Source organism: Eikenella sp. HMSC061C02, from assembly GCF_001809035.1.
Taxonomy (GTDB): domain Bacteria; phylum Pseudomonadota; class Gammaproteobacteria; order Burkholderiales; family Neisseriaceae; genus Eikenella; species Eikenella corrodens.
Genome location: NZ_KV795560.1, coordinates 17,807 through 41,121 on the forward strand (window position 1 = coordinate 17,807; position 23,315 = coordinate 41,121).

Genomic DNA, 23,315 nt, shown 5'->3' on the forward strand with positions numbered 1-23,315 from the left:
CCAAATCTAATCCAGTATCAAACTTTGGCACGCTTTATGCTTGTCCACTATCGCGTTCCTTTTTCTACCTATCTAAACTATCCCAACAATTATTAGGACACTAAATACAATGGCTACAGCAGTGAGAAAATTATCCCGTAACAACAAATCCCGCAGCAAACGCAGCGGCAGTAGCGGCGGCGGCGCATCGCGCGCAATCGGCCTGCTGCTGGCCCTGATTCTGGTGGGCGGTGGTGTTTATGCCTATATGAACCCGGAAATCATCGAGCAAGCCAAAGCCATGGTCGGCTTGGCCGAACCGGCTGATGAAGGCAACATGGGTGGTAGTGGTGCGGCCGCCCAACAGGCTCCCGCCGCCCCCACCATCACCGATCCGAAAGCCGTTGAGGCACTGAACATGGCGAAGGTATGGGTGGAAACCCGCTTGGCCAAAGGCACTCGCCTGAATGAAATCAACGAAGCAATCGACGTGCCCGCCAGCCAGAAGGAATTCTGGCAGAGCATTACCCTCAGTCAAGGCGCGATTACTGCTATTCCGGCCGGCAGCACTGCCGAGCGTGCGGTTCTGCTGCTGCCGATGCAATCGCAAGGCCAGCTGATTTGGGCTTGTGCCGGTGATATCCCACAGGCTATCGAAAGCATCTGCGCCCAGTAAAAGTTACTCTCTAGCTGTTCTTTTAGGCTGCTTGATTTTTCAGGTAGCCTGCTTTTTTCCTACATGCTTTGTATGGCTAAAGCTTAGTAGATTAAACTTAAATCAGAACCAAGCAACGAGCCGAAAAAAGCATGCGGCATGCAGCAAACACCACACTGGTTTAAATCGAATCCACTACCCTTCTCCATACCAAGCAAAAGGCTACCTGAAACATTTTCAGGTAGCCTTTTGCATATCAGTTGCTTCAAATCTGCCAACTTCACTCACGCAGCTCTTTAGGCAGCACAAACACAATACTCTCTTCTTCCCCTTCACCTTCCCGCACCGTCTCAAAGCCCCAGCCGTGCACGGTGTCCACCACCTCTTGCACCAGCACCTCCGGTGCGGAGGCTCCAGCCGTAATCCCTACCCGCTCTTTGCCAGCAAACCATTCCTTTTTCAGATAGCCTGCATTGTCCACCATATAAGCATCCACGCCATGTTGTGCGGCCACTTCGCGCAAACGGTTGCTATTAGAAGAATTGGGCGAGCCCACCACCACCACCACATCGCTGGCCGCCGCCAGCTGTTTCACTGCCTCTTGGCGGTTAGTGGTGGCATAGCAAATGTCTTCCTTGTGCGGGCTGCGGATATTGGGAAAGCGCACCCGCAGCGCATCGATGATTCCTTTGGTTTCATCAATCGACAGCGTGGTTTGGCTCACGTGCGCCAACTTATCTGGATTGCGTACTTCCAAATCAGCCACATCCGCCACTGTTTCCACCAACAGCATGCTGCCTGGCGGCAGCTGCCCCATAGTACCCTCCACTTCCGGGTGGCCGGCATGGCCGATCATGATGATTTGGTAGCCATGCTCATCCAAACGCGCCACTTCGCGGTGCACCTTGGTAACCAGCGGGCAAGTGGCATCAAACACGCGAAAACCGCGCTCCGCCGCTTCCTCCTGCACCGCCTTGGATACGCCGTGCGCCGAATAAATCAGCGTGGCGCCGGGCGGCACATCTGCCAATTCTTCGATAAAAACAGCTCCTTTGGCGCGCAAATTATCCACCACGAATTTATTGTGCACCACTTCGTGCCGCACATAAATCGGCGCGCCAAACAGCTCCAATGCCCGTTCCACAATATTGATGGCACGGTCCACCCCCGCGCAAAAGCCGCGCGGATTGGCCAGCATAATGGTTTTCGCCATGTTTTTTCCTCTGAGTGTGGTTGGTCTAGCTATCACTGAAGCTGACACTTTCAGGTAGCCTGATTACGCTTGCCCTGACGGAAACCGTCAATTACGAACAATGCTGCGCCAACGCAGATAAAACTGTCGGCCACATTAAACGCCGGATAGTAGTGATTATTCCAATAAAACAACAAGAAATCGATTACATGGCCGTAGTTGATGCGATCGATAACATTACCGATGGCACCACCGATAATCATCGCTGCCGCCACATCGCCCAAGCGGCCAAACTTCCCCGAACGGATACCCAAAGCCAAATACAGCGTCACCACCGCCGCCAAGCCGGCAAACAGGTATTTCTGCCAGCCAGAAGCACCGGCCAAGAAACTAAACGCCGCACCCGGGTTGTACACATGCGTCAAATCGAAAAAACCCTCGATCACCGGCTCGCGCCAGTTATACACAATATGATCCAACACCCACAGCTTGCTCCACTGATCCAACACCACCACCAAAGCAGCCAGCAAAGCATACGGCCACAGCCGGAACCACGAAACTTCTTTCATATTCATCATTACCCAACAGATAAAAAAAGTGGCCGCATTTTACTATAAAGCGCCAGTAGGCAGCGAAACTTATGGGCCAAGCCCGGCCGTGCAAACCAATGCACCACCATCAGGCTACCTGAAACCACTATTGCAACATAATTGCCCAACCTTCTCTTTTATTAAATAAAAAACCTATTGCCAGGCTAATTGGTTTCCATTACCATACAACAATAATACTGATTATCAATAGAACAACTATTTTCAAGGGGGCACACCCATGTTTGTTTGCGTTTGTAATGCCATTTCCGACCGCCAAATCAAAGAAACGGTTGCCGCCGGAGCCACCAGCCTTACCGACCTGCAAAACGCCTTGGGCGTGGCCACCTGCTGCGGATGTTGCGCCGACTTGGCCGTTTCCTACCTAGGCAACCACAGCGAAAACCATCAGGCAGCTGTCGGCAAAAACAACCTGCAATAGCCGCGTTGTCGTCGCCACCCACCTAACCCTACGCACATTGACACTGCTGCCGTATTACGGCAGCATTTTGCTTTTCAGGTAGCCTCAACAATACACATCATGGACTTATTCAATACCCGCTCCGTTACCTTCGAGCAGCCTACCGCCATGCTGCGCGCCTGCCATGGCAAAGTAAAACGCTTCTGCAGCCAGCTGCACGCCCTGCCCGACTATCTGCAACAGCACGGCTACAACACCGTAGCTGAGCAAGCCGTTGCCCAAATCCGTCACTATTTCAACGTAGCCGCCCCGCTACACCACCAAGACGAAGAAGAAGATTTCTTTCCCCTGCTGCTGCAATACGCCCCCGAAGCCAAGGCGCTGATCCAAGTGTTGGAAAGCGAACACCAATCCCTGCACAGCAGCTGGGATTTACTCAACCAACACCTGGTCTCCCTCGCCGACGGCACACCGCTTAATCTCGAGCTCATCTCCCGCTTCACTGCCGGCTACGACTTCCACATTCCGCGCGAAGAGCAGCTGTTCGACCTAGGCGACCAAAAAATCCCCGAAGCCGAACTGCACATCATCGGCAAACGCATGGCCGCCAGGCGGCAAGGCTAAAGGCCGAATGCTGTTCGGCAATATAGTGGATTAACAAAAATCAGGACAAGGCGGCCGAGCCGCAGACAGTACAAATAGTACGGCAAGGCGAGGCAACGCTGTACTGGTTTAAGTTAAATTCACTATAAAATTAAAAAGGCTATCTGAAAATCTGCTTCGCAGACATGTGCAAAGCCTACTTTCAGGTAGCCTTTCTGATATTCAAAGCAGCTTCTGCATACCTCGTTGGTTTGCATCGTTCACCCTTTACAGAAGGCTTTATCGCTATACGGTGACAGTACAAGCAAAAGGCTACCTGAAAGTCTAGCTTCGCAGAAACTCGCGATCTCGTTTTAACTGCGTTGAAGCTTACGCTTTCAGGTAGCCTTTATTGAAAGAATCAACCAAACTTAACCGCCGCAAACGCCGCAGCAGCCGCTCTCGGTGGTTTCGCCGTTGTTGTCGGCATTGTTGAGCACCTTCAGCTCGATATCGTCCTGCACTTGCGGTGCATTGTTATCGGCAGCTTCCGGCTGGAGGTTTTCGTTTTGGCTCATTACTTTTCCTTTCATCGGATGTGTGGGTAGGGGAATATATACCGTGATTTCAAGTCTGTTTGTCGGCAGCAGCCTCTTGCTGCTCCGATTCCTCTGCAGTCTGCGTGTTCAATGGAGTGGCAATTTGATCTTGTTCGGCTGCTTCATCTGCCAAAGCCGGAGCAGATTCGCCAACTGGCTGATCGGTTTCGCCAGCATCCGTTGCCTCCGTATTGCCCACATCAGCACCGTTGTCGCCACGCACATTGTGGCTGTAGTCTTTCGGCGGGCTGGGCTGCTTGCCTTCCATGATCTCCAGCACTTGATCGCGATCGATGGTTTCCCATTCCATCAAGGCCTTGCACATGGTTTCCATCTTATCGCGGTTTTCATCCAGAATTTTGTAGGCCACCGCGTATTGTTCGTCCAAAATGCGGCGGATTTCGGCATCCACATCCTGCTGGGTTTTCTCGGAAATATGCTGCGAGCGGGTAATGCTGCGACCAAGGAACACTTCGCCTTCATTTTCGGCATACACCATCACACCCATTTTTTCGCTCATACCATAACGCGTTACCATTTCGCGCGCTATCTGCGTGGCACGTTCGAAATCGTTGGACGCGCCGGTGGAAATGCGGCCGACAAAAATATCTTCGGCAATGCGTCCGCCGAACAGGATAGCCAGCTGGCTGAGCATTTGGTCTTTATACATCGAAATACGGTCACGCTCCGGCAGCTGCCAGGTCAAGCCCAGCGCACGGCCGCGCGGCATAATGGTTACTTTATGCACCGGATCGGTAAACGGCAGGCTCTCGGCCACGATGGCATGGCCGGCTTCGTGATAAGCGGTGGCGCGTTTCTCGTCTTCGTGCATCACCATGCTGCGCCGCTCGGGGCCCATATAGATTTTGTCTTTGGCATCTTCAAAGTCGCTCTGATCGACTTTGATTTTATTGCGACGACCAGCAAACAGTGCAGCCTCATTCACCAAGTTGGCCAAATCCGCGCCGGAAAAACCGGGTGTGCCGCGCGCCAGCGATACCAAATCCACCGAAGCATCCAGCGGCACCCGCTTGGCATGCACTTTCAAAATCTGCTCACGGCCGCGGATATCCGGCAGCGGCACCACCACTTGACGGTCGAAACGGCCGGGGCGCTGCAAGGCCGGGTCGAGCACGTCCGGGCGGTTGGTGGCAGCAATCACGATAACAGTCTGATTGCTTTCAAAACCATCCATCTCCACCAGCAGCTGGTTCAAAGTTTGTTCGCGTTCATCGTTGCCGCCGCCCAAACCGGCACCGCGCTGGCGGCCCACGGCATCGATTTCATCGATAAAGATAATACAAGGCGCATTTTTCTTGGCCTGCTCAAACATATCACGCACGCGAGAAGCACCCACGCCCACGAACATTTCCACGAAGTCCGAACCGGAGATGCTGAAAAACGGCACGCCCGCTTCGCCGGCAATCGCCTTGGCCAGCAAGGTTTTACCCGTACCCGGGCTACCAGCCAGCAAAATCCCGCGCGGCACGCGGCCTCCCAAGCTCTGATAGCGGTTCGGCGCTTGGAGGTAATCCACGATTTCCTGCACTTCTTCTTTCGCCTCGTCGCAACCGGCCACATCGGCGAAGGTTACGCGGTTGGCATCTTTATCCAGCAGCCGGGCACGGCTTTTACCGAAGGAAAACGCCCCGCCTTTGCCCCCGCCGCCGTTTTGCATGCGCAAAAAGTAAAACCAAGCGCCAATCAGCAGCAGCACCGGCAAGAGGCTGGTGAAGAAAATACTGCTCCACTGGCCGGGCTTTTCTTCGGGAATGTAGCGGAAATCAACGTTCTTATCCTGCAGCATCGTCAGGAGTTTGTCGTCCATCGGCGCATTGGTGTAGAACTTGGATTTGTCGGTGCGCTCGCCTTTAATCACATAACCGCTCAGCAGCGTGCCTTCAATATCCACCTTAGTCACTTCGCCTTTGTTTACCTGCTGGATAAACTGCGAATAGTTGATCAGCTGTTTGTCTTCCCTCTTGCCCAGCAACGTTTGGGCCGAGGCAAGCAGCACCCCGGCCAGAAACAGCCAAACCAAAATCGTCCTCATGGTGTTACGCACGGTAACAAGCTCCTAACTATATAAAATGCCACAAATAAAAAACAGATGATAACCAGCACTTTGCTGATTACCGCTTATTCCTGCCCAGCAGATATACCTCGCTGGAACGGCTGCGCGAGGCCTTGGGCTTACGCACCTGCACTTGGGCGAACACCCCGCGCATGGCCTGCATATATTCCTGAAAACCTGCGCCCTGGAACACCTTCACCAGCATATTGCCGCCGGTTTTCAGATGCTCGGCGGCAAAATCCAGCGCCAGCTCGCACAAAACATAGCTGCGCGCCTGATCGGTTACCGCATTGCCCGACATATTGGGTGCCATATCGCAAATTACAAGGTCTAGCGCGCGGCCTTCGAGCAGGTTCTCCAACTCTTCCAGCACCTCGTTTTCGCGAAAATCGCCTTGGATAAACGATACGCCTGCAATCGGCTCCATCGGCAAAATATCCAATGCGAACACCCTGCCCTGCACCCCCGCCAGCTTAACCGCCACCTGCGACCAGCTGCCCGGCGCGCTGCCCAAATCAGCCAACACCGTGCCGTTTTTAATCAACTTATCTTTTTCGTTGATTTCCAGCAATTTGTATGCCGCCCGGGCACGATAGCCGTCTTTCTGCGCCTGATGCACATAGGGGTCGTTCACGTGCTCGTTCAGCCAGCTTTTAGAGGATTTGGAACGGGTTGCCATCATCAATCCCTATCGAAGAAACGGTCGCATTGTAGCCGATAAGGCTACCTGAAAACCACAATCGGGGTTTCAGGTAGCCTTCTGATGCGCTAATCCAAGGGCTCAAACATTAAAGCTTTCGCCGCAACCGCATTCGTTTTTCACGTTCGGATTGGCAAACTTAAAGCCTTCCTGCAGGCCTTCTTTGGTGAAGTCCAGCTCGGTACCGTCGAGATAAACATGGCTTTTCGGATCAACCAACACCTTCACGCCGTGTCCTTCAAATACCAAATCATCAGGCAGAATTTCGTCGGCAAATTCCAGCGTGTAGGCCATACCGGAGCAGCCGCTGGTTTTCACGCCGATGCGGATGCCTTCGCCTTTGCCGCGCTTGGTGAGGAAGCTGCGGATGTGTTCGGCAGCGTTGGGGGTGAGTGTAATCATGGGGTGTCCTTTGTTTTCGGTTCTTGAAGAGGCTACCTGAAAAACAGTATGAGGGTTTCAGGTAGCCTTTCGATTAAGGTTTAGCGCTACTCGACCGTACCGCCACTGGCGTTCTCGTGCGGGCGGCGCAGTCGATGATTTCGTCTTTTTCCAAACGACCTGCCCGATTGTATGCCTGCAGGCGGGTAACAGTGCCGTTCCGGTAGAGCAGGCGCAGGCGCAATGTGCCGTCCGACAGGTAGCCGTGCGACCAACCTTCAATCTCGCCCTGTGCGTTATAGCTGTGCCGGGTGCGAACTCTGCCGTTTGGATGGAATATTTCCAACTGCGAGGGCCGGCCGTTTTTGATCACGACCTGCCTGTCTCCCCCGGGCGGCCAACGGTATTTGCCGTCGGGCAGGCCTTCCGGCAGCGGCGGAAGAATGCGGGCATACTGTTTTTCGCACATCCGCAGGCTCTCTTCATTTTCTGCCGTGAGCGCGGGCAGGTTGCCGACTGAGGCGGCACAACCAACCAGCAGCAATACGGCAGGGATTGGAAGAAGCAATTTGGTTTGCATAAGGCCTCGTTGTTCGGGCGGCAGATAGCGGATTAAAATTACAATGCTACGGCGTTGGCCCGCCTTGACGTTGCCTGCACGCCCTGAAGCTCGCCGCTTTTAATCCGCTTATTTTCAGGTAGCCTTACTTTGCCGCCTGTTGCCGCTTTGCCCAGCTCACGGCAGCCTGCATGGCGGCGCGTGCCTGCGGGCTGTTTTTCCAGCAGGTGCTGCCGGTGAGCGCCGCGCCCTGTTGCAGCATATCGTCCACATCGGCGGCGGCGAGTTTGGCCACGTCGTCCAAACCCATTTGCTGCAAGCGTTGCAGCACGGTTTTGCCAATGCCTTTTTCGGCGAGCAGGGATCGAGTTTCTTCTGGGGTAAACATGGGTTTGTTCCGTGTTAGTGTCGGCAGAGTTTTTGGGGGTAGGCTGCCTGAAAACCGTCGTCAGGCAGTGAAGCGATCATACACGGCATCGATGCCGGCACAGGCGCGTTGAATCGCTACTTCCCAGTCCCCTGACGTGCCTTCGGCATAAATAGTATCCACCGAAGCAAAGCCTAAGAAGCCACCAAGCAGGGTTTTCAGGTAGCTTGAAGCGCAATCCATCTGCGCCATCGGACCTGCTGAATAAACGCTGCCGCTGGCCTGCAACAGCAGTACTTTGTGCGCGCCCATCAAGCCTTGCGGTGCGTCATCTTCGCCATAACGGAAGGTTTCGCCGGGCACAACCAGATTGTCCAGCCAGTCTTTCAGGCGGGCGGGAATACCGAAGTTATACATCGGATAAGCGATAACGAGGCGGCGGGCGGATTTCACTTGCTCCACCACCGACATTAACCGAGCCAACAGTGTCGCCTGTTCTGCATTCGGCTGCTGCCCTTGGAACACGGTGGTGATAAACATTTCCACCGCAGCCTTGTCCAACGGCTGGATGTCGGTTTCCGCCAGATTGACGGTTTGCACGCTGCCTGCGGGCAGCTTGGCCAGCAGATGGGCAACCATGCGGTTGGTGGCGGATTCTGAGGAGTGTGGGTTGGGATGGGCGTTGATAATCAGGGTATCGATCATTCCAAAGGTCTTTCTAAAAGGAAACTCGGTTGCTATGAAACCATCAGTTTCAGGTAGCCTATTTCAGCTGGCTGTCCTTGCTGCCGCGCCGGTTGTAGGCGGATCGGAATTGCTGTTGTTTGTCCGCTTCTTCTTGGCAGGCAATACACAACTGCACGCCGGGCAAGGCGCGGCGGCGGGCTTCGGGAATCGGCTCGCCGCATTCGGCGCATTCGCGGGCACTTTCGCCGGATGGCAGGTTTCGCCGGGCGGCGGCGAGCGCGTCGTCTAAATTGGCGTCGATTTGCGCCTGTTCCGCGCCGTCGGGCGCCCAGCCGCCGGCCATGTTACGCGCCTTTTTTCTTTTTGTAGTCCGCCACAGCGGCTTTCACTGCGTCTTCCGCCAAAATCGAGCAGTGGATTTTCACGGGCGGTAATTCCAGCTCTTCGGCGATTTCGCTGTTTTTAATCGCCAGCGCATCGTCCAGGCTTTTGCCTTTCACCCATTCGGTAATCAGGCTGGAAGAAGCAATGGCAGAGCCGCAACCGTAAGTTTTGAATTTGGCATCTTCGATGATGCCTTCATCGTTCACTTTGATTTGCAGGCGCATGACGTCGCCGCAGGCGGGTGCGCCCACCATGCCAGTGCCGACATTGCTGTCGTCTTTATCAAGCGTGCCGACGTTGCGGGGATTTTCGTAATGGTCAATAACTTTATCGCTGTATGCCATGATGTGTTTCCTTAATTAAAATTTATGATGGTTTGTGATGGGGTTGAGGCTACCTGAAAACGGAGTTTCTGCGAAACGCAAACGGGTCGGCTAAATTTTGCACGCACCGTCTTCACAGCCGTCATCGTTGTTTTCGGGGTCGGTACCGCCTTCTACGGTGATGCCATCGAAGTCTTCAAGCAAGTTATCGAGATCGTCGAGATCGAGCTCTTGGTCGTTCATTGGTAGTGCCCTCATTGTTGGTTGGTTCATTATTTGCTTCTGTCTGTGGTTTAGAACGTGTGATACTTTTAATAACTTGTTCCTGATTAGCTTTAAACTGTTCTAAACATTCATCAAATTGCTGTTCGGCAGTTTGACGAACCAAAGCATCACCATCTTTCCGCCAATCTTCCAAAGAATGGCCGCCAGTTTCTTTGGTGCAAGAGAATCCAGGTTGTATTGACCCTCCCCAAATGCCAGAAGACATAATTAAATATATTTCATTATGCAGCAAATAGTTACCACCACCACTTAGCTTTTCATATACCAAATAAAAACGGCCGGGCTGAACATAAATATTATTACGTGTATGTACCTCTTCCTGAACAGGCATCTCGGCGAGCCATGTACGAATTTTTGGGGATAGATAGCTGAAAGCGGGATTAGGAAACTCCGGTTCTGCCACGCTGCCGCGCAAATCATGTTTAGAAAAGCCTCTTGTCGAACCGCCGACAAAGGTTCGTGCGATCGCAGTGAGTGTTGTCAAAGCGGTTGCGCCGACAGTATCTGACCTTTGGATAACTACCAATTTGGGTTCGCTAGTCGAACCATATCCAAAGCTACTATCTCTAGGATCACGAGGATGGTACAGCCTGTCGATTACCTTGATTTCTTGACCTTTTAAGGTGACAGTATGAGTGGCAACTTCAGTATAGTCCCTTCGGTACTCCTCCTCCCTCTTTGCCTGTGCCTCTTCGGGCGACAGCGGCTTGCTCGGCAACAGGGCGCAAGCGGAAAGAGTGAGTGCCGCAAATAGAACGATAAGGTTTGTTTTATTCATTTTAATCAGTAGATATGTAAAACGTTTTGATTTCAATCGGAACGATGTTTTCAGGTAGCCTCAGACCTTAATGTTCCGCCCACTCTACCGTACTCAAATCAATCCCTTCCTTAAACATTTCCCACAGCGGAGAAAGCTCGCGCAATTTACCGATTTTGGATTTAATCAGTTCTGCGGCAAACTGCACTTCTTCTTCGGTGGTCATGCGGCCGAAGGTGATGCGCAGGGATGAGTGTGCCAGTTCGTCGTTGCGGCCGAGCGCGCGCAGGACGTAGCTGGGTTCGAGTGAAGCGGAGGTACAGGCAGAGCCGCTGGATACGGCGAGTTCTTTCACCGCCATAATCAGGCTTTCGCCTTCGACGAAGTTGAAGCTGACGTTCAGGTTGTTCGGGGCGCGGTGTTCGAGGTCGCCGTTGATATAGACTTCTTCGATGCCTTCGATGCCTTTGAGGAAGATGTCGCGCAGTTTGCGGTAGTGTGCCATGTCTTGCTCGAGTTCTTCTTTGGCGATGCGGAAGGCTTCGCCCATGCCGACGATTTGGTGGGTCGGCAGGGTACCGCTGCGGAAGCCGCGTTCGTGGCCGCCGCCGTGCATTTGGGCTTCGAGGCGGACGCGGGGTTTGCGGCGGACGTACAGTGCGCCGATGCCTTTGGGGCCGTACACTTTGTGGCCGGACATGGAGAGCAGGTCGATTTTGGCGGCTTCGACATCAACAGGCACTTTGCCGCAGGCTTGGGCACCATCAACGTGGAAAATGATTTTGCGTTCGCGGCAGATTTCACCGATGGCGGGAATGTCTTGCACCACACCGATTTCGTTGTTCACCCACATCACGGAAATCAGGATGGTGTCAGGTCGGATGGCGGCTTTGAGTTCTTCTAAATCAATCAGGCCGTTTTCTTGTACGCCGAGGTAGGTGACTTCGAAACCTTGGCGTTCGAGTTCACGCATGGTGTCGAGCACGGCTTTGTGTTCGGTTTTGACGGTGATGAGGTGTTTGCCTTTGGATTGGTAGAAGTGCGCCGCGCCTTTGATGGCGAGGTTGTCGGACTCGGTCGCACCGCTGGTGAAGACGATTTCTTTGGGATCGGCGTTAATCAGGGCGGCGATGTCGGCGCGGGCTTTTTCGACGGCTTCTTCCGCCGTCCAGCCGAATGCGTGGCTGTTGGAGGCGGGGTTGCCGAAGGTTTCGATTAAGTAGGGAATCATTTTTTCGGCCACGCGTTGGTCAACGGGGGTGGTGGCGGCGTAGTCGAGGTAGATGGGGGTTTGTTTGGTCATGATTTTCTCTGTTTGGTATGTGGTTGTGTAATTAATTCATAGCCTAAACACATTTTCAAAGCGGCAAGCCAGCACCGCAGCAAGAAAAATGCGCCTTAGCTATAGCGGATATGGGTAAGGCTGATGGGGGTATCATGATGGTGGTGGTGACCATCCCTTTTATTAAGCACGTCTTGCAGGGAAACGCTGTTCAGGTAGCCTTGGATGGTTTGGTTGAGGCTTTCCCACAAATCATGCGTGAGGCAGGGCGCGCCTTTATGGCAGTTGGTTTGGCCACCGCAGCGGGTGGCATCCAGCTTGTCTTCGGCGGCATAGATAATTTCGGCAATATTGATGCTGCCAGGCTGGCGGCTAAGCAAATAGCCGCCGCCGGGCCCGCGCACGCTTTCTACCAGCCCGGCACGGCGCAGTTTGCCGAAAAGCTGCTCGAGGTAGGATAGGGAAATATTCTGCCGACCGCTGATGGCGTTGAGGCTGACGGGGTTTTCACGCCCATACAGCGCCAAATCAAGCATGGCGGTTACGGCAAAACGACCTTTGGTGGTTAATCGCATAGGGCTATGGTCTTGTTGCATCAGGGGGATGCGGATTTTCCAATACCCAAGTGATTTAGTCAAGTATAGATACTGTCCGGCATGAAAACAGGCTACCTGAAAACGACGTTTCGGCGCAGCCGAAGCAGAGTTTCTGCGAAGCTAAAACCAATCTAACCGTTTTTCAGGTAGCCTTTGCATCCGGCACAGGGCTTATTGTGCTTTCGCCTGCCAAGTGTCGCGCAAACCTACTGTCTTGTTAAACACGGGTTTGCCTTTCGCGTGGTCTTTGCGGTCGGTAACGAAATAGCCCAGCCGTTCGAACTGCCAACGGCTCTCCACAGGTAAATCGTTAGCGGCGGCTTCAACGTAGGCGGTGATTTCTTTAGCCGATTCGGGATTGAGGAAATCAGTAAATGGCAGGTATACGCCGTCTTCGCCGCGCACGGCATCTGGGCGCTCCACGGTAAACAGGCGGTCGTACAGGCGCACAGTGGCGGGTACGGCGTGTTCGGCAGAGAGCCAGTGGATAACGCCTTTCACTTTGCGGCCTTCGGGATTTTTGCCCAAGGTGTCGTAATCCAGGCTGCATTTGAGTTCGACGATGTTGCCGCTGGCGTCTTTCACCACTTCGTCGCACTTCATCACATAGCTGTGGCGCAGGCGCACTTCGCCGCCGGGCGTGAGGCGTTTCCAGCCTTTGGGCGGGTTTTCGCTGAAATCGTCGGCTTCGATGTAGAGCGTGGACGAAATCGGCAGTTCGCGGCTGCCCATATCTTCGCGGTTCGGGTGATACGGCGCAATGCGGCTTTCGGTACGGGCGGCATCGTAGTTGGTAAGCGTTACCTTAATCGGATTCAGCACGGCCATCATACGCGGGGCGGAGTTTTCCAGCTCTTCGCGAATCGCGCCTTCCAACACGCTCATATCGACGATGTTTTCCGATTTGGAAATACCGGCGCGTTTGGCAAACAAGCGCAGGCCTTCGGGCGTGTAGCCGCGACGACGCATACCGGAAATCGTCGGCATACGCGGATCGTCCCAACCGGTAACGTGGCCGTCGGCAACCAATTGGTTCAGCTTGCGTTTGGAGGTGATGGAATACAACAGCTCCAAACGGGAAAACTCATATTGGCGCGGACGGGTGGCGTGCGGCGCGGGGATATTGTCCAACACCCAGTCATAAAGCGGGCGGTGGTCTTCAAATTCGAGCGTGCACAAGGAGTGCGTGATGCCTTCGATGGCATCGGAAATGCAATGCGTGTAGTCGTACATCGGGTAGATGCACCATTTGTCGCCGGTGTTGTGGTGATGGGCGCGGCGGATGCGGTAGATGACGGGGTCGCGCATATTGATGTTGCCTGATGCCATATCGATTTTCAGGCGCAGGGTTTTGCTGCCGTCGGGGAATTCGCCGTTTTTCATGCGCGTGAACAAATCGAGGTTTTCTTCGATGCTGCGATCGCGGTAGGGGCTGTTTTTACCCGCCTCGGTCAGCGTGCCGCGGTATTCGCGCATTTGTTCCGGCGTTAAATCATCCACATAGGCTTTGCCGTCTTTGATCAGACCGACGGCGTAGTCATAAAGCTGGTCGAAATAATTGGAAGCGAAACGCGGTTCGCCCCCCCAATGAAAACCGAGCCACTCGACATCTTCTTTGATGGCGTTGACGTATTCGTCGTTTTCTTTTTCGGGGTTGGTATCGTCGAAACGCAGGTTGCACAAGCCGTCGTAAATATAGGCCAAACCGAAATTCAGGCAGATGGATTTGGCGTGGCCGATGTGCAGGTAGCCGTTGGGTTCGGGCGGGAAACGGGTTTGGATGGCTTCGTGTTTGCCGCTTTTGAGGTCTTCTTCGATGATGGTGCGGATGAAATGGTTGTCCGCGAATTGGTCTTTATTAAGCATGGTTTGGGCTACCTGAAAATAATGATGGTCGGGCGGATTTTACCTGAAAGCGCGGGCGGCTGTCAGATACGGCGTTCGCTAAAATTTTTCAGGTAGCCTTTGATAACGCAGAGGCTACCTGAAAAACGCGCACCAAAACTAATCGGCCAGCGAAAAATTCGGATGCGCCAGCAGTTCGGCTTTTTTGGCGGCGAAGCCTGCAGCATCGATGGCACGGGTGGCGTGCTCGAGCAAGCGCACGCGGAAGCCTTCGGCGAGCGCGTCGGCCATGCTGAAATACACGCAGAAATCGGCCGCCAGTCCCGCCACATCAATATCGGTTACACCGTGGGCACGCAAATAGGCGGCAAGCTGGGTGCTGCGACGGCGGCCGTTGTCGTAAAACGCGCTGTAGCTGTCGGTGTGCTTGTCCATGCCCTTGCGGAATACGGCGGCGATGGGCGTGGTGTTGAGTTCGGAATGGAACGCTGCGCCGCTGCTGCCGGCAATGCAGTGATCCGGCCACAGCACTTGCTCCAAACCGTGCAGATTGATGACGTCGAACGGCTTTTTACCGGCATGGGCGGAGGCGAAGCTCTCGTGTCCGGCGGGATGCCAGTCTTGAGAGGCCACCACCAGCGGATAGCCGCCGATAATCCAGTTTACCGGCTCGATAATGGCATCACCTTCAGCCACAGGCAAGCGGCCGCTTGGCATGAAGTCGTTTTGGATATCGACAAGAAGAAGGGCTCGCATGGTTTTCTCCTAAGTTAAATAGCTTTCAGGTAGCCTTCTTGCAAACAGGCTACCTGAAAATCCGGCAAGCTACACGCCGCGCAGCAGTTCGTTCACGCTGGTTTTGGCGCGGGTTTGCGCATCCACTTTCTTCACGATCACGGCGCAGTAGAGGCTGTGCGAGCCGTCTTTCGCGGGCAGGCTGCCGGACACCACCACCGATCCGGCGGGCACGCGGCCGTAGTGGATTTCGCCGGTTTCGCGGTCGTAAATCTTGGTGGATTGGCCGATGTACACGCCCATGGAAATCACGCTGCCTTCTTCCACAATCACGCCTTCCACGATTTCGGAACGCGCGCCGATGAAGCAGTTGTCTTCAATAATGGTGGGCGCGGCCTGCAAAGGCTCGAGCACACCGCCGATGCCCACGCCGCCGCTCAGGTGCACGTTTTTACCGATTTGCGCGCAAGAGCCCACGGTGGCCCAAGTGTCCACCATTGTGCCCTCGTCCACATAGGCGCCGATGTTCACATAAGAAGGCATCAGCACCACGTTTTTGCCGATGAAGCTGCCGCGGCGCGCCACGGCGCCGGGCACGGCGCGGAAACCGGCTACCTGAAACTGCTGCGGAATCCAATCGGCGAACTTGGTGGGCACTTTGTCGAAATATTTGCTCACCCCGTCGCTGGACACTTCGTTATCGGCAATACGGAAGGAAAGCAGCGCGGCCTTTTTCGCCCACTCGTTCACTTTCCACTGCCCCACGCCCTGCCGCTCGGCCACGCGCAGGCTGCCGGAATCGAGCTGATAAATCGTATCGAGCACGGCTTCCTTCACTTCGGCGGAAACGTTGTGCGGAGTAATTTCGGCGCGCTGTTCAAACGCAGTTTCGATGATGTTTTGTAGAGACATGGTTTCTCCTTGTGGGTGATGGGTGATACGGCGGATTCACTTCCCTTTTGCCGCGGCATGATAGCCCGCCCGGCATGAAAGCAAGTTTATCCGCCATAGAGTAAGCGGGAGGCTACCTGAATTTTTCAGGTAGCCCGTAATCTAAAACAGCCGATATTGTGCCATGTAACGCGCTTCTTGCGAATCGGTTTCGGCACTCACGCCTCCTTGCCGAACCACGCGCCCTGTTGTTGGAGAAGGCGCTGGCCGATGGGTTCGGCAAGTGTTTGTGCGGTCAGGCGGTTTAATTCAGCCTGGAAATCGTCAAAAGCCATCAGCTCCGAGCCGAAACGCGCCAGATGCGGCGTGTCTTGCTGGCAATCGATCAAGGCGATGCCGCAGCGCTGCAAAAACGGCACGGCATGGGCAAAGGCGATTTTCGAGGCATCGTTCTGCCAGGCAAACATCGATTCGCCGAAAAACACCCGCCCGATCTGCACGCCATAAAGCCCGCCGGCCAAAAGCAGATGATCGTTTTCATCGGGATACCAGCATTCAAACGAATGCGCATGGCCGATGCGGTGCAGCTCGTTGTAGGCTACCTGAAACGCCGGTGCGATCCAGCTGCCGCCCTGATGCGGCCTGGGCGTGGCGGCGCAGGCGGAAATCACGGCAGGGAAGTTTTGGTTGACCGTTACCGCGTAATGCCGGTTGCGCATGGTCTTGGCCAGCGAGCGGCCGATGTGCAGCCTCTGAGGGGGCAGCACCGTACGCGGGGCGGTGGCAAACCAAAAAAACAGGCCATCCTCCTCAAACCACGGGAAGATGCCCTGTTGATAAGCTGCCAAAAGCCGTTGTGCCGTCAAATCCCGGCTCACCGCCACCAAGCCGTCGTGTTCGGCAATAGCCAAGCGCGGGTCGGGAAACTGCAAACAGCCTTCCGGCAGCAAAGGAATATTGTGAGCCATAAAGGCTACCTTTCAGAGCCGTGAGGCTACCTGAAAATGCTGCCTGCTTATAAATGGTGTTTCTGCTGACAATCGCCGCACACGCCATACAGATACAGCGCGTGATCCACGATGCGGTAGCCGTTTTCTTCGGCAATTTTGCCTTGCAGGCTTTCGATGGTGGGGTTGTGAAACTCAGTCACTTTGCCGCATTTCACGCACACGATGTGGTCGTGGTGGTCGCCCTTGTTCAGCTCGTACACCGCCTTACCGCTCTCGAAATGGTGGCGCAACAAAATATCGGCCTGTTCGAACTGGGTTAGAACGCGGTAAATGGTGGCCACACCGATTTCAACGCCCTCTTCCAAGAGGATGCGGTATACGTCTTCCGCGCTCAGATGCTCTTCGGCGTGGGTTTCAAACAAATCCAAAATCTTCAGGCGCGGGCCGGTTACTTTCAGGCCGCTGCCTTTGAGTTGTGCAATATTGTTTTCCATGATGTATGATGTTCTGTCGCTCAAATTTGTCAGCAACCGTTATAATACGCATTTTTAAGGCACTTGCCCACCTTTAAATTACTCAGCCGGGGCGGTGCGCGATTTATCTTGAAAGGCATGTTTGTGAATAAATCCGTTTATTTGGCCTTGGCCGCCTGCATCGGTTTGGCCGCGTGCAGCACCGAACGCCTCGCCCGCTTCCCCTCCTACAAGCTCACTATCGTGCAAGGCAACGAACTCGACTTGCAGGCCGTAGCCTCGCTGCACCAAGGCTTGAGCAAAGAGCAGGTGCAGCACATCCTGGGCACGCCGCTGCTGCGCGACCCGCTGCACGGCAACCGCTGGGACTACGTTTTCGAAGTGAGCCGCGGCGGCAAAGTGCGCGAACGCAAAAACCTCACCCTGTATTTCGATGCGAACGATTCCCTGGTTAAAGCCGAAGGCGATGTGTTGGATGAATTGCGCAAGCAGCAACAGCAGCAAGCCGCGCCTGCCGGTAAATCCGCACAATAATCCCGCTTGAGGAATATTATGTCTGCCACCATTAGAGTTGCCCTGGCCGGGGTAAACGGCCGCATGGGCAAAGTGCTGGTTGAAGCCGTGGAGGCCAATCCGCACACCGTGCTCACCGGCGCGCTGGAGCATGCAGGCTCCGAAGCTTTGGGTTTGGATGCCGGCCATGCTTCCGGCTTGAAAACGGGCGTAGCCATCAGCAGCGACATCGATGCCGTACTCGCCAACTGCGACGTGCTCATTGATTTCACCCGCCCCCATGTTTCAGGTAGCCTTTTGCCCCGCTGCGCCGAGCGCGGCATCAAAATGGTTATCGGCACCACCGGTTTCGACGAAGCGGGCAAAGCCGCCATCGCCGCTGCCGCCAAACACACCGGCATTGTATTTGCCGCCAACTTCAGCATCGGCGTAAACCTCACCTTCCACATCCTCGACACCGTAACTCGCGTGCTGAACGAAGGCTACGACATCGAAATCATCGAAGCGCACCACCGACACAAAGTGGACGCCCCCAGCGGCACCGCGCTGCGCATGGGCGAAGTGATTGCCCACGCCCTCGGCCGCAACCTGGCCGACTGCGCCGTATATGGCCGCGAAGGCCACACCGGCGCGCGCAGCCCGCAAACCATCGGCTTTGCCACCGTGCGCGGCGGCGATATTGTGGGCGAACACACCGCCCTGTTTGCCGGCGAAGGCGAGCGCGTGGAAATCACCCACAAAGCCTCCAGCCGCATGACCTTCGCCGCCGGCGCCGTACGTGCTGCCGTGTGGCTGCAACAGCAACGCACCGGCCTATACGATATGCAAGACGTATTGGGCTTAAACAACCGTTAAACCCCCACTCACACCACCCGAAAAGGAAAGCACATGACCCGTATGGTAAATTGCATCAAGCTGGGCAAAGAAGCACCCGGCCTCAAATTCCCGCCCCTGCCCAACGATTTGGGCAAGCGCATTTTTGAAAACGTATCACAGGAAGCATGGGATGCCTGGACGCGCCACCAAACCATGCTCATCAACGAAAACCGCCTCAGCCTGGCCGACCCGCGCGCGCGCCAGTATCTGTCGCAACAGATGGAAAACTACTTCTTCGGCGACGGCGAGGCTGATGTAGTGCAAGGCTACGTTCCGCCTGCCAAATAAACCCGCAGCTGTCTACACAGCATTGAGGCTACCTGAAAATTCCCCCAGCCCATTTTCAGGTAGCCTTTCCTACCGAAACCCCGGCCCGCCATGATTCCCAGCGAATTCATCGACGAGCTGCTGGCCAAAACCGATATTGTCGACATCATCGACGAGAGCGTGCCGCTGAAGAAAGGCGGCGCCAACTACATGGCCTGCTGCCCGTTCCACAAAGAAAAAACCCCGTCGTTCTCCGTCAGCCCGAGCAAACAGTTCTATCACTGTTTCGGCTGCGGCGCACACGGCACGGCCATCGGTTTCGTCATGGAATACCAAGGGCTGGGCTTCACCGAAGCCGTGCAGTATCTGGCCGACCGCGCCGGCATGGTGGTGCCGCAGCAAAAAGGCCGGCAGGAAAGCCCCGAAGCGCGCGCACGCCGCAAACAGCGCCAGCAAACCCTGGAAGAAACCACCGCCCAAGCCGCTGCCTTCTACACCCGCGAGCTGGCCGCCAATGAAGCGGCAAAAGGCTACCTGAAAAAACGCGGCCTCTCCGATGAAGTCGCCACCCACTACGGCCTGGGCTATGCGCCCGACAGCTGGCGGCCGCTGGCGCAAAGTTTCGCCCCCTACCCTTCCGAAGCGCTGGTAAACAGCGGCATGGTGATTGAAAAAGACGGCAGCCACTACGACCGCTTCCGCCATCGCATCATGTTCCCCATCCGCAACAGCAGCGGGCAGGTTATCGGCTTCGGCGGCCGCGTGCTGGACGACTCCAAACCCAAATACCTCAACTCGCCCGACACCCCGCTGTTCGATAAAGGCAAAAACCTCTACGGCCTCTACGAAGCCCGCGCCGCCGTGAAAGAAGCCAGTCGCATCCTGGTGGTGGAGGGCTATATGGACGTAGTGGCGCTGGCGCAGTTCGGCATCGGCTACTGCGTGGCCGCACTGGGCACTTCCACCACCGCCGAGCACGTTAAAATCCTGATGCGCCAAACCGACAGCATCTATTTCTGCTTCGACGGCGACGCGGCCGGCCGCAAAGCCGCCTGGCGCGCATTGGAAAACGCCCTGCCCCAGCTGAAAGACGGCAAATCGCTGCATTTCCTCTTCCTGCCCGAAGGCCACGACCCAGACAGCTATGTGCGCGAGCACGGCCGCGAACGTTTTGAGGATATGCTGCTGCACCAAAGCAAGCCGCTTTCCGCCTATTTTTGGGATGCGCTCACCGCCAAACTCGATTTGCGCAGCCAAGAAGGCAAGGCCGAGCTGGTGAAAAACGCCTCTCCGCTGCTTACCCAGATTACCGCCCCCGCCCTCGCCTTCCTGCTCAAGCAGGAACTGAGCAACTTAGTGGGCATCGACCCGGCCAATCTGGCGCATCTGATGGGGCAGGAAGCCCCAAAACGCCATGTTGCCCAGCAACGCTACATCCTGCCGCGCCAAACCTTCCGCCAACCGCAAATGCTGAGCTTGGCGCAACAACAAATCCGCCGCCTATTGATAAATCCGCAATGGGCTACATATATCGACCTACCCGACCATCTGGAACTGGATGCCGACCTTGCCTGCCTGAGCGTCATGGCCGCCCATGTGCGCCGCAGCCGCTCACCGCTATCCAGCGCCGGATTGATGGAAGCCATGCGCAACACCCCCTATTACGGCAATATCAGCCGTATCATGCAGTCCGGCACGGACAGCGCCCACTTTGAGGGGGATGGCGAATCCGACGCACTGAATTTCCAATCGGGTATGCAAAAATTGATGAACGCCTTGAAAACCCAGCAAGTTGAAGCGTTGAAACGCAAACGCATCGAACACGGCTTGAGCGATGACGAAACCAAACTGCTGCTGGAGCTTTTAAGGCATCCTCCCGCCAACGGCAACGGCACCATTTAGGGCAATGCCGATTACACCGACCGACCTGTGAACAACGAGAGAAACATGTCCGAACAGAACAATCCCGCCACCGAAGAACAAGACGAAAGCAACCGCCCGCTCACCCCGGAGGAGCAAAGAGCACGGCTCAGACAGCTGATTCTGCAAGGTAAAGAACGCGGCTACATCACCTACGCCGAAATCAACGATGCCCTGCCCGACGATATGTCGGATGCCGAGCAGATCGACAATATCGTCAATATGATTTCCGGCCTGGGCATTCAGGTAACCGAAGAAACGCCCGACAGCGAAACCCTGCTGATGGCCGACAATACGGCCAATATGACCGACGACGACGCCGTTGCCGAGGCCGAAGCCGCCCTCTCCAGCGCCGACTCAGAATTCGGCCGTACCACCGACCCGGTACGCATGTATATGCGCGAAATGGGGCAGGTGGATTTGCTCACGCGCGAAGACGAAATCGTTATCGCCAAAAAAATCGAAACCGCCCTGCGCAACATGATTCAGGCCATCTCCGCCTGCCCCGGATCGGTTGCCGAAATTCTCGAACTGATTGAAAAGGTGCGCAACGACGAAATCCGCGTGGACGAAGTGGTGGAAGACATCATCGACCCGCACGAAGAGCTGCTCGACGAATTGGGCATTGGCGTGGACAAAGCCGAAGAATCCGCTCCAGAGGCTGATTTAGAGGAAAGCGAAGACGAAGATGCCGATGAAGAAGACGCCGACGAAGAGGATGCCGGCGCCATCTCTGCCGCTAACCTTGAAGAACTCAAGCAAAAAGTGCTGGCTCACTTCGAAGGCATCGAAGCCACCTACAAAAAAATGGTTGCCGCACTGCAAAAACACCACAGCCAGCACAAAACCTACCTCACCCTGCGCAACCACATCGCCGACCAGCTGCTCAACGTACGCTTCACCACCCGCCAGATTGAAACCTTGAGCAACAATCTGCGCATCCGCGTAGACAGTATCCGCCGCCTGGAGCGAGAAATCCGCGATATCTGCCTCAACCGCGTGCACATGGATCGGGACTACTTCATCAACAACTTCCTGCCCAATATCACCGATTTAAACTGGGTGGAAGCCGAAATCGGTAAAAACCGCGTGTGGAGCGAAGCCTTGAGCCGCTTCCAATACGCCATTATCGAAAAGCAGAATATCCTTATCGAACAAGAGCAACACGCGCAGATTTCCATTGCCGAGCTGAAAGAAATCAGCAAAAACATGGTGGCCAACGAAAAAGAAACCGCCGCCGCCAAGCAGGAAATGATTCAGGCCAACTTGCGCCTAGTAATTTCCATCGCCAAAAAATACACCAACCGCGGCCTGCAATTCCTCGATTTGATTCAGGAAGGCAATATCGGCCTGATGAAAGCGGTGGATAAATTCGAATATCGGCGCGGCTACAAATTCTCCACCTACGCCACCTGGTGGATACGCCAAGCCATCACCCGTTCGATTGCCGACCAGGCACGCACCATCCGCATCCCAGTGCACATGATTGAAACCATCAACAAAATGAACCGCATCTCACGCCAGTATCTGCAGGAAACTGGCGAAGACCCGGATGCCGCCAAACTGGCCGAACTGATGGAAATGCCGGAAGATAAAATCCGCAAAATCATGAAGATTGCCAAAGAGCCGATTTCCATGGAAACCCCCATCGGCGACGATGACGACAGCCACTTGGGCGACTTCATCGAAGACGTAAACAACATCGCTCCGGCCGATGCTGCCATGTATTCCAGCCTGCGCGAAGCCACCAAAGACGTTTTGGAAAGCCTCACCCCGCGTGAAGCCAAAGTTTTGCGCATGCGTTTCGGCATCGATATGAACACCGACCATACGCTGGAAGAAGTGGGCAAACAGTTCGACGTAACCCGCGAGCGTATCCGCCAAATCGAAGCCAAAGCCCTGCGCAAACTGCGCCACCCCACCCGCAGCGACCGCTTACGCAGCTTCCTAGATAGCGAGGAAAACAAACAGTAATCCTTGCTAGGCCGGCGGCTTGTCGGTACAATGCCGCCCTTTCTAGCCGGGTCTGTAGCTCAGGGGTTAGAGCAGAGGACTCATAATCCTTTGGTCGCTGGTTCGAGACCAGCCAGACCCACCAGATTTGATTTGGTTTTTCAGTTAGTTACGCAGTTTCAACTGCTTGTCTGTGTTTTGCTGGTTTTGGACTTTGGCAAAACTTTGGACTAAACCGATTCCGGGCGGCATGCTGGAATCGATTACACGGGCGTGTTGTGATAAGTGTTCCGGGGCGAGGTGGGCATACCTCTGCACCATTTCGACACTTTCCCAACCGCCCATTTCTTTTAGGGCTGCTAGGGGTGTTCCGTTCTGCACTAGCCAGCTTGCCCAAGTGTGCCGAAGGTCATGCCAGCGGAAGTCGGCTATCCCTGCTTTCTCCAAGGCTTCGCGCCACACACGGCTGCTGATGGATTTAA

At 55.1% G+C, this 23,315-nt stretch carries 30 protein-coding genes and 1 tRNA gene; 9 read left to right on the plus strand and 22 right to left on the minus strand.

All coding sequences use genetic code 11. From position 1 onward, the window contains the following. Positions 1 to 121: 121 nt before the first annotated feature. Positions 122 to 655, plus strand: coding sequence for a hypothetical protein (locus HMPREF2541_RS07345; RefSeq protein WP_141744215.1), 534 nt, complete (start codon positions 122 to 124; stop codon positions 653 to 655). A 259-nt stretch (positions 656 to 914) separates the two neighbouring features. Here HMPREF2541_RS07345 and ispH read toward each other — a convergent pair whose 3' ends face one another. Next, positions 915 to 1,847, minus strand: coding sequence for a 4-hydroxy-3-methylbut-2-enyl diphosphate reductase (gene ispH, locus HMPREF2541_RS07350; protein WP_064103955.1), 933 nt, complete (start codon positions 1,845 to 1,847; stop codon positions 915 to 917). Positions 1,848 to 1,897: 50 nt separating this feature from the next. After that, complete coding sequence (lspA, locus tag HMPREF2541_RS07355; protein ID WP_003824204.1) at positions 1,898 to 2,404, minus strand: signal peptidase II; 507 nt, start codon at positions 2,402 to 2,404, stop codon at positions 1,898 to 1,900. 250 nt (positions 2,405 to 2,654) lie between these two features. Between lspA and HMPREF2541_RS07360 the strand changes: the two genes are divergently transcribed. Beyond that, positions 2,655 to 2,855 carry a (2Fe-2S)-binding protein gene (locus HMPREF2541_RS07360; protein ID WP_003824202.1) on the plus strand — a complete coding sequence of 67 codons (201 nt, stop codon included), beginning with the start codon at positions 2,655 to 2,657 and terminating at the stop codon, positions 2,853 to 2,855. A 99-nt stretch (positions 2,856 to 2,954) separates the two neighbouring features. Next, positions 2,955 to 3,458: a hemerythrin domain-containing protein gene (locus HMPREF2541_RS07365; protein ID WP_070542668.1), complete on the plus strand. Its 504-nt coding sequence runs from the start codon at positions 2,955 to 2,957 to the stop codon at positions 3,456 to 3,458. A gap of 389 nt (positions 3,459 to 3,847) precedes the next feature. Here the strand turns inward: HMPREF2541_RS07365 and HMPREF2541_RS12195 are convergent, their stop codons facing one another. The 19 genes from HMPREF2541_RS12195 to fur form a co-directional block, all read right to left on the minus strand. After that, the gene (locus HMPREF2541_RS12195; protein WP_162489729.1) at positions 3,848 to 3,994 is read right to left on the minus strand and encodes a hypothetical protein; all 147 of its coding nucleotides are present in this window, start codon (positions 3,992 to 3,994) and stop codon (positions 3,848 to 3,850) included. 49 nt (positions 3,995 to 4,043) lie between these two features. Next, on the minus strand, positions 4,044 to 6,068 hold the full coding sequence (ftsH, locus tag HMPREF2541_RS07370) for an ATP-dependent zinc metalloprotease FtsH (protein ID WP_371125767.1): 2,025 nt from the start codon (positions 6,066 to 6,068) through the stop codon (positions 4,044 to 4,046). Between the two features lie 79 nt (positions 6,069 to 6,147). Beyond that, a complete protein-coding gene (locus HMPREF2541_RS07375; RefSeq protein ID WP_064086307.1) occupies positions 6,148 to 6,768 on the minus strand; it encodes an RlmE family RNA methyltransferase in 621 nt (206 codons plus the stop codon). Next, positions 6,743 to 6,874 (minus strand): hypothetical protein, encoded by a 132-nt coding sequence (locus HMPREF2541_RS12535; protein ID WP_256388664.1) that lies wholly within the window; start codon positions 6,872 to 6,874, stop codon positions 6,743 to 6,745. Before HMPREF2541_RS12535 ends, HMPREF2541_RS07375 begins: the two co-directional genes overlap by 26 nt. Then, positions 6,871 to 7,191, minus strand: a complete 321-nt coding sequence (gene iscA / locus HMPREF2541_RS07380) for an iron-sulfur cluster assembly protein IscA (RefSeq protein WP_064086300.1) — start codon at positions 7,189 to 7,191, stop codon at positions 6,871 to 6,873. Before iscA ends, HMPREF2541_RS12535 begins: the two co-directional genes overlap by 4 nt. 73 nt (positions 7,192 to 7,264) lie before the next feature. Further along, entirely contained in the window at positions 7,265 to 7,750 is a 486-nt protein-coding gene (locus HMPREF2541_RS07385) for a toxin-antitoxin system YwqK family antitoxin (protein ID WP_070542673.1), read from the minus strand. 124 nt (positions 7,751 to 7,874) lie between these two features. Continuing rightward, complete coding sequence (locus HMPREF2541_RS07390) at positions 7,875 to 8,117, minus strand: recombinase RecA (RefSeq protein WP_070542676.1); 243 nt, start codon at positions 8,115 to 8,117, stop codon at positions 7,875 to 7,877. A gap of 60 nt (positions 8,118 to 8,177) precedes the next feature. Then, the gene (locus tag HMPREF2541_RS07395) at positions 8,178 to 8,801 is read right to left on the minus strand and encodes an FMN-dependent NADH-azoreductase (protein WP_070542679.1); all 624 of its coding nucleotides are present in this window, start codon (positions 8,799 to 8,801) and stop codon (positions 8,178 to 8,180) included. Between the two features lie 58 nt (positions 8,802 to 8,859). Then, positions 8,860 to 9,126: a DksA/TraR family C4-type zinc finger protein gene (locus HMPREF2541_RS07400; protein WP_049257908.1), complete on the minus strand. Its 267-nt coding sequence runs from the start codon at positions 9,124 to 9,126 to the stop codon at positions 8,860 to 8,862. Between the two features lies 1 nt (position 9,127). Next, positions 9,128 to 9,511, minus strand: coding sequence for a Fe-S cluster assembly scaffold IscU (iscU, locus tag HMPREF2541_RS07405; RefSeq protein WP_003824193.1), 384 nt, complete (start codon positions 9,509 to 9,511; stop codon positions 9,128 to 9,130). 90 nt (positions 9,512 to 9,601) lie between these two features. Next, positions 9,602 to 9,733 carry a hypothetical protein gene (locus HMPREF2541_RS12540; protein ID WP_256388665.1) on the minus strand — a complete coding sequence of 44 codons (132 nt, stop codon included), beginning with the start codon at positions 9,731 to 9,733 and terminating at the stop codon, positions 9,602 to 9,604. Next, on the minus strand, positions 9,696 to 10,589 hold the full coding sequence (locus HMPREF2541_RS11645) for a hypothetical protein (protein ID WP_083296791.1): 894 nt from the start codon (positions 10,587 to 10,589) through the stop codon (positions 9,696 to 9,698). The genes HMPREF2541_RS12540 and HMPREF2541_RS11645 overlap by 38 nt, the downstream gene beginning before the upstream one ends. A 31-nt stretch (positions 10,590 to 10,620) precedes the next feature. Continuing rightward, positions 10,621 to 11,835, minus strand: a complete 1,215-nt coding sequence (locus tag HMPREF2541_RS07410; protein WP_003824189.1) for an IscS subfamily cysteine desulfurase — start codon at positions 11,833 to 11,835, stop codon at positions 10,621 to 10,623. A 95-nt stretch (positions 11,836 to 11,930) separates the two neighbouring features. Further along, positions 11,931 to 12,389: a Fe-S cluster assembly transcription factor gene (locus tag HMPREF2541_RS07415; RefSeq protein ID WP_035581028.1), complete on the minus strand. Its 459-nt coding sequence runs from the start codon at positions 12,387 to 12,389 to the stop codon at positions 11,931 to 11,933. A 192-nt stretch (positions 12,390 to 12,581) separates the two neighbouring features. Continuing rightward, a complete protein-coding gene (locus HMPREF2541_RS07420; RefSeq protein WP_070542680.1) occupies positions 12,582 to 14,276 on the minus strand; it encodes a glutamine--tRNA ligase/YqeY domain fusion protein in 1,695 nt (564 codons plus the stop codon). A gap of 138 nt (positions 14,277 to 14,414) precedes the next feature. Beyond that, complete coding sequence (pncA, locus tag HMPREF2541_RS07425; RefSeq protein WP_070542683.1) at positions 14,415 to 15,011, minus strand: bifunctional nicotinamidase/pyrazinamidase; 597 nt, start codon at positions 15,009 to 15,011, stop codon at positions 14,415 to 14,417. Between the two features lie 69 nt (positions 15,012 to 15,080). Further along, a complete protein-coding gene (gene dapD, locus HMPREF2541_RS07430) occupies positions 15,081 to 15,902 on the minus strand; it encodes a 2,3,4,5-tetrahydropyridine-2,6-dicarboxylate N-succinyltransferase (RefSeq protein WP_070542686.1) in 822 nt (273 codons plus the stop codon). A gap of 197 nt (positions 15,903 to 16,099) precedes the next feature. After that, positions 16,100 to 16,849, minus strand: a complete 750-nt coding sequence (gene aat / locus HMPREF2541_RS07435; protein WP_070542689.1) for a leucyl/phenylalanyl-tRNA--protein transferase — start codon at positions 16,847 to 16,849, stop codon at positions 16,100 to 16,102. A 47-nt stretch (positions 16,850 to 16,896) separates the two neighbouring features. After that, positions 16,897 to 17,325, minus strand: a complete 429-nt coding sequence (gene fur, locus HMPREF2541_RS07440; RefSeq protein WP_023887220.1) for a ferric iron uptake transcriptional regulator — start codon at positions 17,323 to 17,325, stop codon at positions 16,897 to 16,899. A 123-nt stretch (positions 17,326 to 17,448) separates the two neighbouring features. Between fur and HMPREF2541_RS07445 the strand changes: the two genes are divergently transcribed. The 6 genes from HMPREF2541_RS07445 (at position 17,449) to HMPREF2541_RS07470 (ending at position 22,978) form a co-directional block, all read left to right on the plus strand. Continuing rightward, positions 17,449 to 17,838: an outer membrane protein assembly factor BamE gene (locus HMPREF2541_RS07445; RefSeq protein ID WP_070543032.1), complete on the plus strand. Its 390-nt coding sequence runs from the start codon at positions 17,449 to 17,451 to the stop codon at positions 17,836 to 17,838. Positions 17,839 to 17,856: 18 nt separating this feature from the next. After that, the gene (gene dapB, locus HMPREF2541_RS07450; RefSeq protein WP_070542692.1) at positions 17,857 to 18,672 is read left to right on the plus strand and encodes a 4-hydroxy-tetrahydrodipicolinate reductase; all 816 of its coding nucleotides are present in this window, start codon (positions 17,857 to 17,859) and stop codon (positions 18,670 to 18,672) included. 33 nt (positions 18,673 to 18,705) lie between these two features. After that, positions 18,706 to 18,981, plus strand: coding sequence for an oxidative damage protection protein (locus HMPREF2541_RS07455; RefSeq protein ID WP_049257916.1), 276 nt, complete (start codon positions 18,706 to 18,708; stop codon positions 18,979 to 18,981). Between the two features lie 90 nt (positions 18,982 to 19,071). Next, positions 19,072 to 20,862 carry a DNA primase gene (gene dnaG / locus HMPREF2541_RS07460; RefSeq protein ID WP_070542694.1) on the plus strand — a complete coding sequence of 597 codons (1,791 nt, stop codon included), beginning with the start codon at positions 19,072 to 19,074 and terminating at the stop codon, positions 20,860 to 20,862. 45 nt (positions 20,863 to 20,907) lie between these two features. After that, positions 20,908 to 22,854 carry an RNA polymerase sigma factor RpoD gene (gene rpoD / locus HMPREF2541_RS07465; protein ID WP_070542697.1) on the plus strand — a complete coding sequence of 649 codons (1,947 nt, stop codon included), beginning with the start codon at positions 20,908 to 20,910 and terminating at the stop codon, positions 22,852 to 22,854. 48 nt (positions 22,855 to 22,902) lie between these two features. Continuing rightward, positions 22,903 to 22,978 (plus strand) — tRNA-Ile (locus tag HMPREF2541_RS07470). 20 nt (positions 22,979 to 22,998) lie between these two features. On the opposite strand, the gene HMPREF2541_RS12200 is transcribed toward HMPREF2541_RS07470, so the two are convergent. Next, positions 22,999 to 23,315, minus strand: a 317-nt coding sequence (locus HMPREF2541_RS12200; RefSeq protein WP_168161102.1) for a tyrosine-type recombinase/integrase, incomplete at its 5' end; no start/stop codon positions are given.

Excerpts from the sequence above, each read along its gene's own strand:
- HMPREF2541_RS07420 (WP_070542680.1), bottom strand. The coding sequence starts at position 14,276 with ATGCTTAATAAAGACCAATTCGCGGACAACCATTTCATCCGCACCATC.
- HMPREF2541_RS07400 (WP_049257908.1), bottom strand. The coding sequence starts at position 9,126 with ATGGCCGGCGGCTGGGCGCCCGACGGCGCGGAACAGGCGCAAATCGAC.
- HMPREF2541_RS12195 (WP_162489729.1), bottom strand. The coding sequence starts at position 3,994 with ATGAGCCAAAACGAAAACCTCCAGCCGGAAGCTGCCGATAACAATGCA.
- rpoD (WP_070542697.1), top strand. The coding sequence starts at position 20,908 with ATGTCCGAACAGAACAATCCCGCCACCGAAGAACAAGACGAAAGCAAC.
- fur (WP_023887220.1), bottom strand. The coding sequence starts at position 17,325 with ATGGAAAACAATATTGCACAACTCAAAGGCAGCGGCCTGAAAGTAACC.
- ispH (WP_064103955.1), bottom strand. The coding sequence starts at position 1,847 with ATGGCGAAAACCATTATGCTGGCCAATCCGCGCGGCTTTTGCGCGGGG.
- HMPREF2541_RS07360 (WP_003824202.1), top strand. The coding sequence starts at position 2,655 with ATGTTTGTTTGCGTTTGTAATGCCATTTCCGACCGCCAAATCAAAGAA.
- HMPREF2541_RS07455 (WP_049257916.1), top strand. The coding sequence starts at position 18,706 with ATGACCCGTATGGTAAATTGCATCAAGCTGGGCAAAGAAGCACCCGGC.
- HMPREF2541_RS12540 (WP_256388665.1), bottom strand. The coding sequence starts at position 9,733 with ATGAACGACCAAGAGCTCGATCTCGACGATCTCGATAACTTGCTTGAA.
- iscA (WP_064086300.1), bottom strand. The coding sequence starts at position 7,191 with ATGATTACACTCACCCCCAACGCTGCCGAACACATCCGCAGCTTCCTC.
- HMPREF2541_RS07415 (WP_035581028.1), bottom strand. The coding sequence starts at position 12,389 with ATGCGATTAACCACCAAAGGTCGTTTTGCCGTAACCGCCATGCTTGAT.
- HMPREF2541_RS07395 (WP_070542679.1), bottom strand. The coding sequence starts at position 8,801 with ATGATCGATACCCTGATTATCAACGCCCATCCCAACCCACACTCCTCA.
- lspA (WP_003824204.1), bottom strand. The coding sequence starts at position 2,404 with ATGATGAATATGAAAGAAGTTTCGTGGTTCCGGCTGTGGCCGTATGCT.
- ftsH (WP_371125767.1), bottom strand. The coding sequence starts at position 6,068 with ATGAGGACGATTTTGGTTTGGCTGTTTCTGGCCGGGGTGCTGCTTGCC.
- pncA (WP_070542683.1), bottom strand. The coding sequence starts at position 15,011 with ATGCGAGCCCTTCTTCTTGTCGATATCCAAAACGACTTCATGCCAAGC.
- HMPREF2541_RS07375 (WP_064086307.1), bottom strand. The coding sequence starts at position 6,768 with ATGGCAACCCGTTCCAAATCCTCTAAAAGCTGGCTGAACGAGCACGTG.
- HMPREF2541_RS07365 (WP_070542668.1), top strand. The coding sequence starts at position 2,955 with ATGGACTTATTCAATACCCGCTCCGTTACCTTCGAGCAGCCTACCGCC.
- aat (WP_070542689.1), bottom strand. The coding sequence starts at position 16,849 with ATGGCTCACAATATTCCTTTGCTGCCGGAAGGCTGTTTGCAGTTTCCC.
- HMPREF2541_RS07390 (WP_070542676.1), bottom strand. The coding sequence starts at position 8,117 with ATGTTTACCCCAGAAGAAACTCGATCCCTGCTCGCCGAAAAAGGCATT.
- iscU (WP_003824193.1), bottom strand. The coding sequence starts at position 9,511 with ATGGCATACAGCGATAAAGTTATTGACCATTACGAAAATCCCCGCAAC.
- HMPREF2541_RS07385 (WP_070542673.1), bottom strand. The coding sequence starts at position 7,750 with ATGCAAACCAAATTGCTTCTTCCAATCCCTGCCGTATTGCTGCTGGTT.
- dapD (WP_070542686.1), bottom strand. The coding sequence starts at position 15,902 with ATGTCTCTACAAAACATCATCGAAACTGCGTTTGAACAGCGCGCCGAA.
- dnaG (WP_070542694.1), top strand. The coding sequence starts at position 19,072 with ATGATTCCCAGCGAATTCATCGACGAGCTGCTGGCCAAAACCGATATT.
- HMPREF2541_RS07410 (WP_003824189.1), bottom strand. The coding sequence starts at position 11,835 with ATGACCAAACAAACCCCCATCTACCTCGACTACGCCGCCACCACCCCC.
- dapB (WP_070542692.1), top strand. The coding sequence starts at position 17,857 with ATGTCTGCCACCATTAGAGTTGCCCTGGCCGGGGTAAACGGCCGCATG.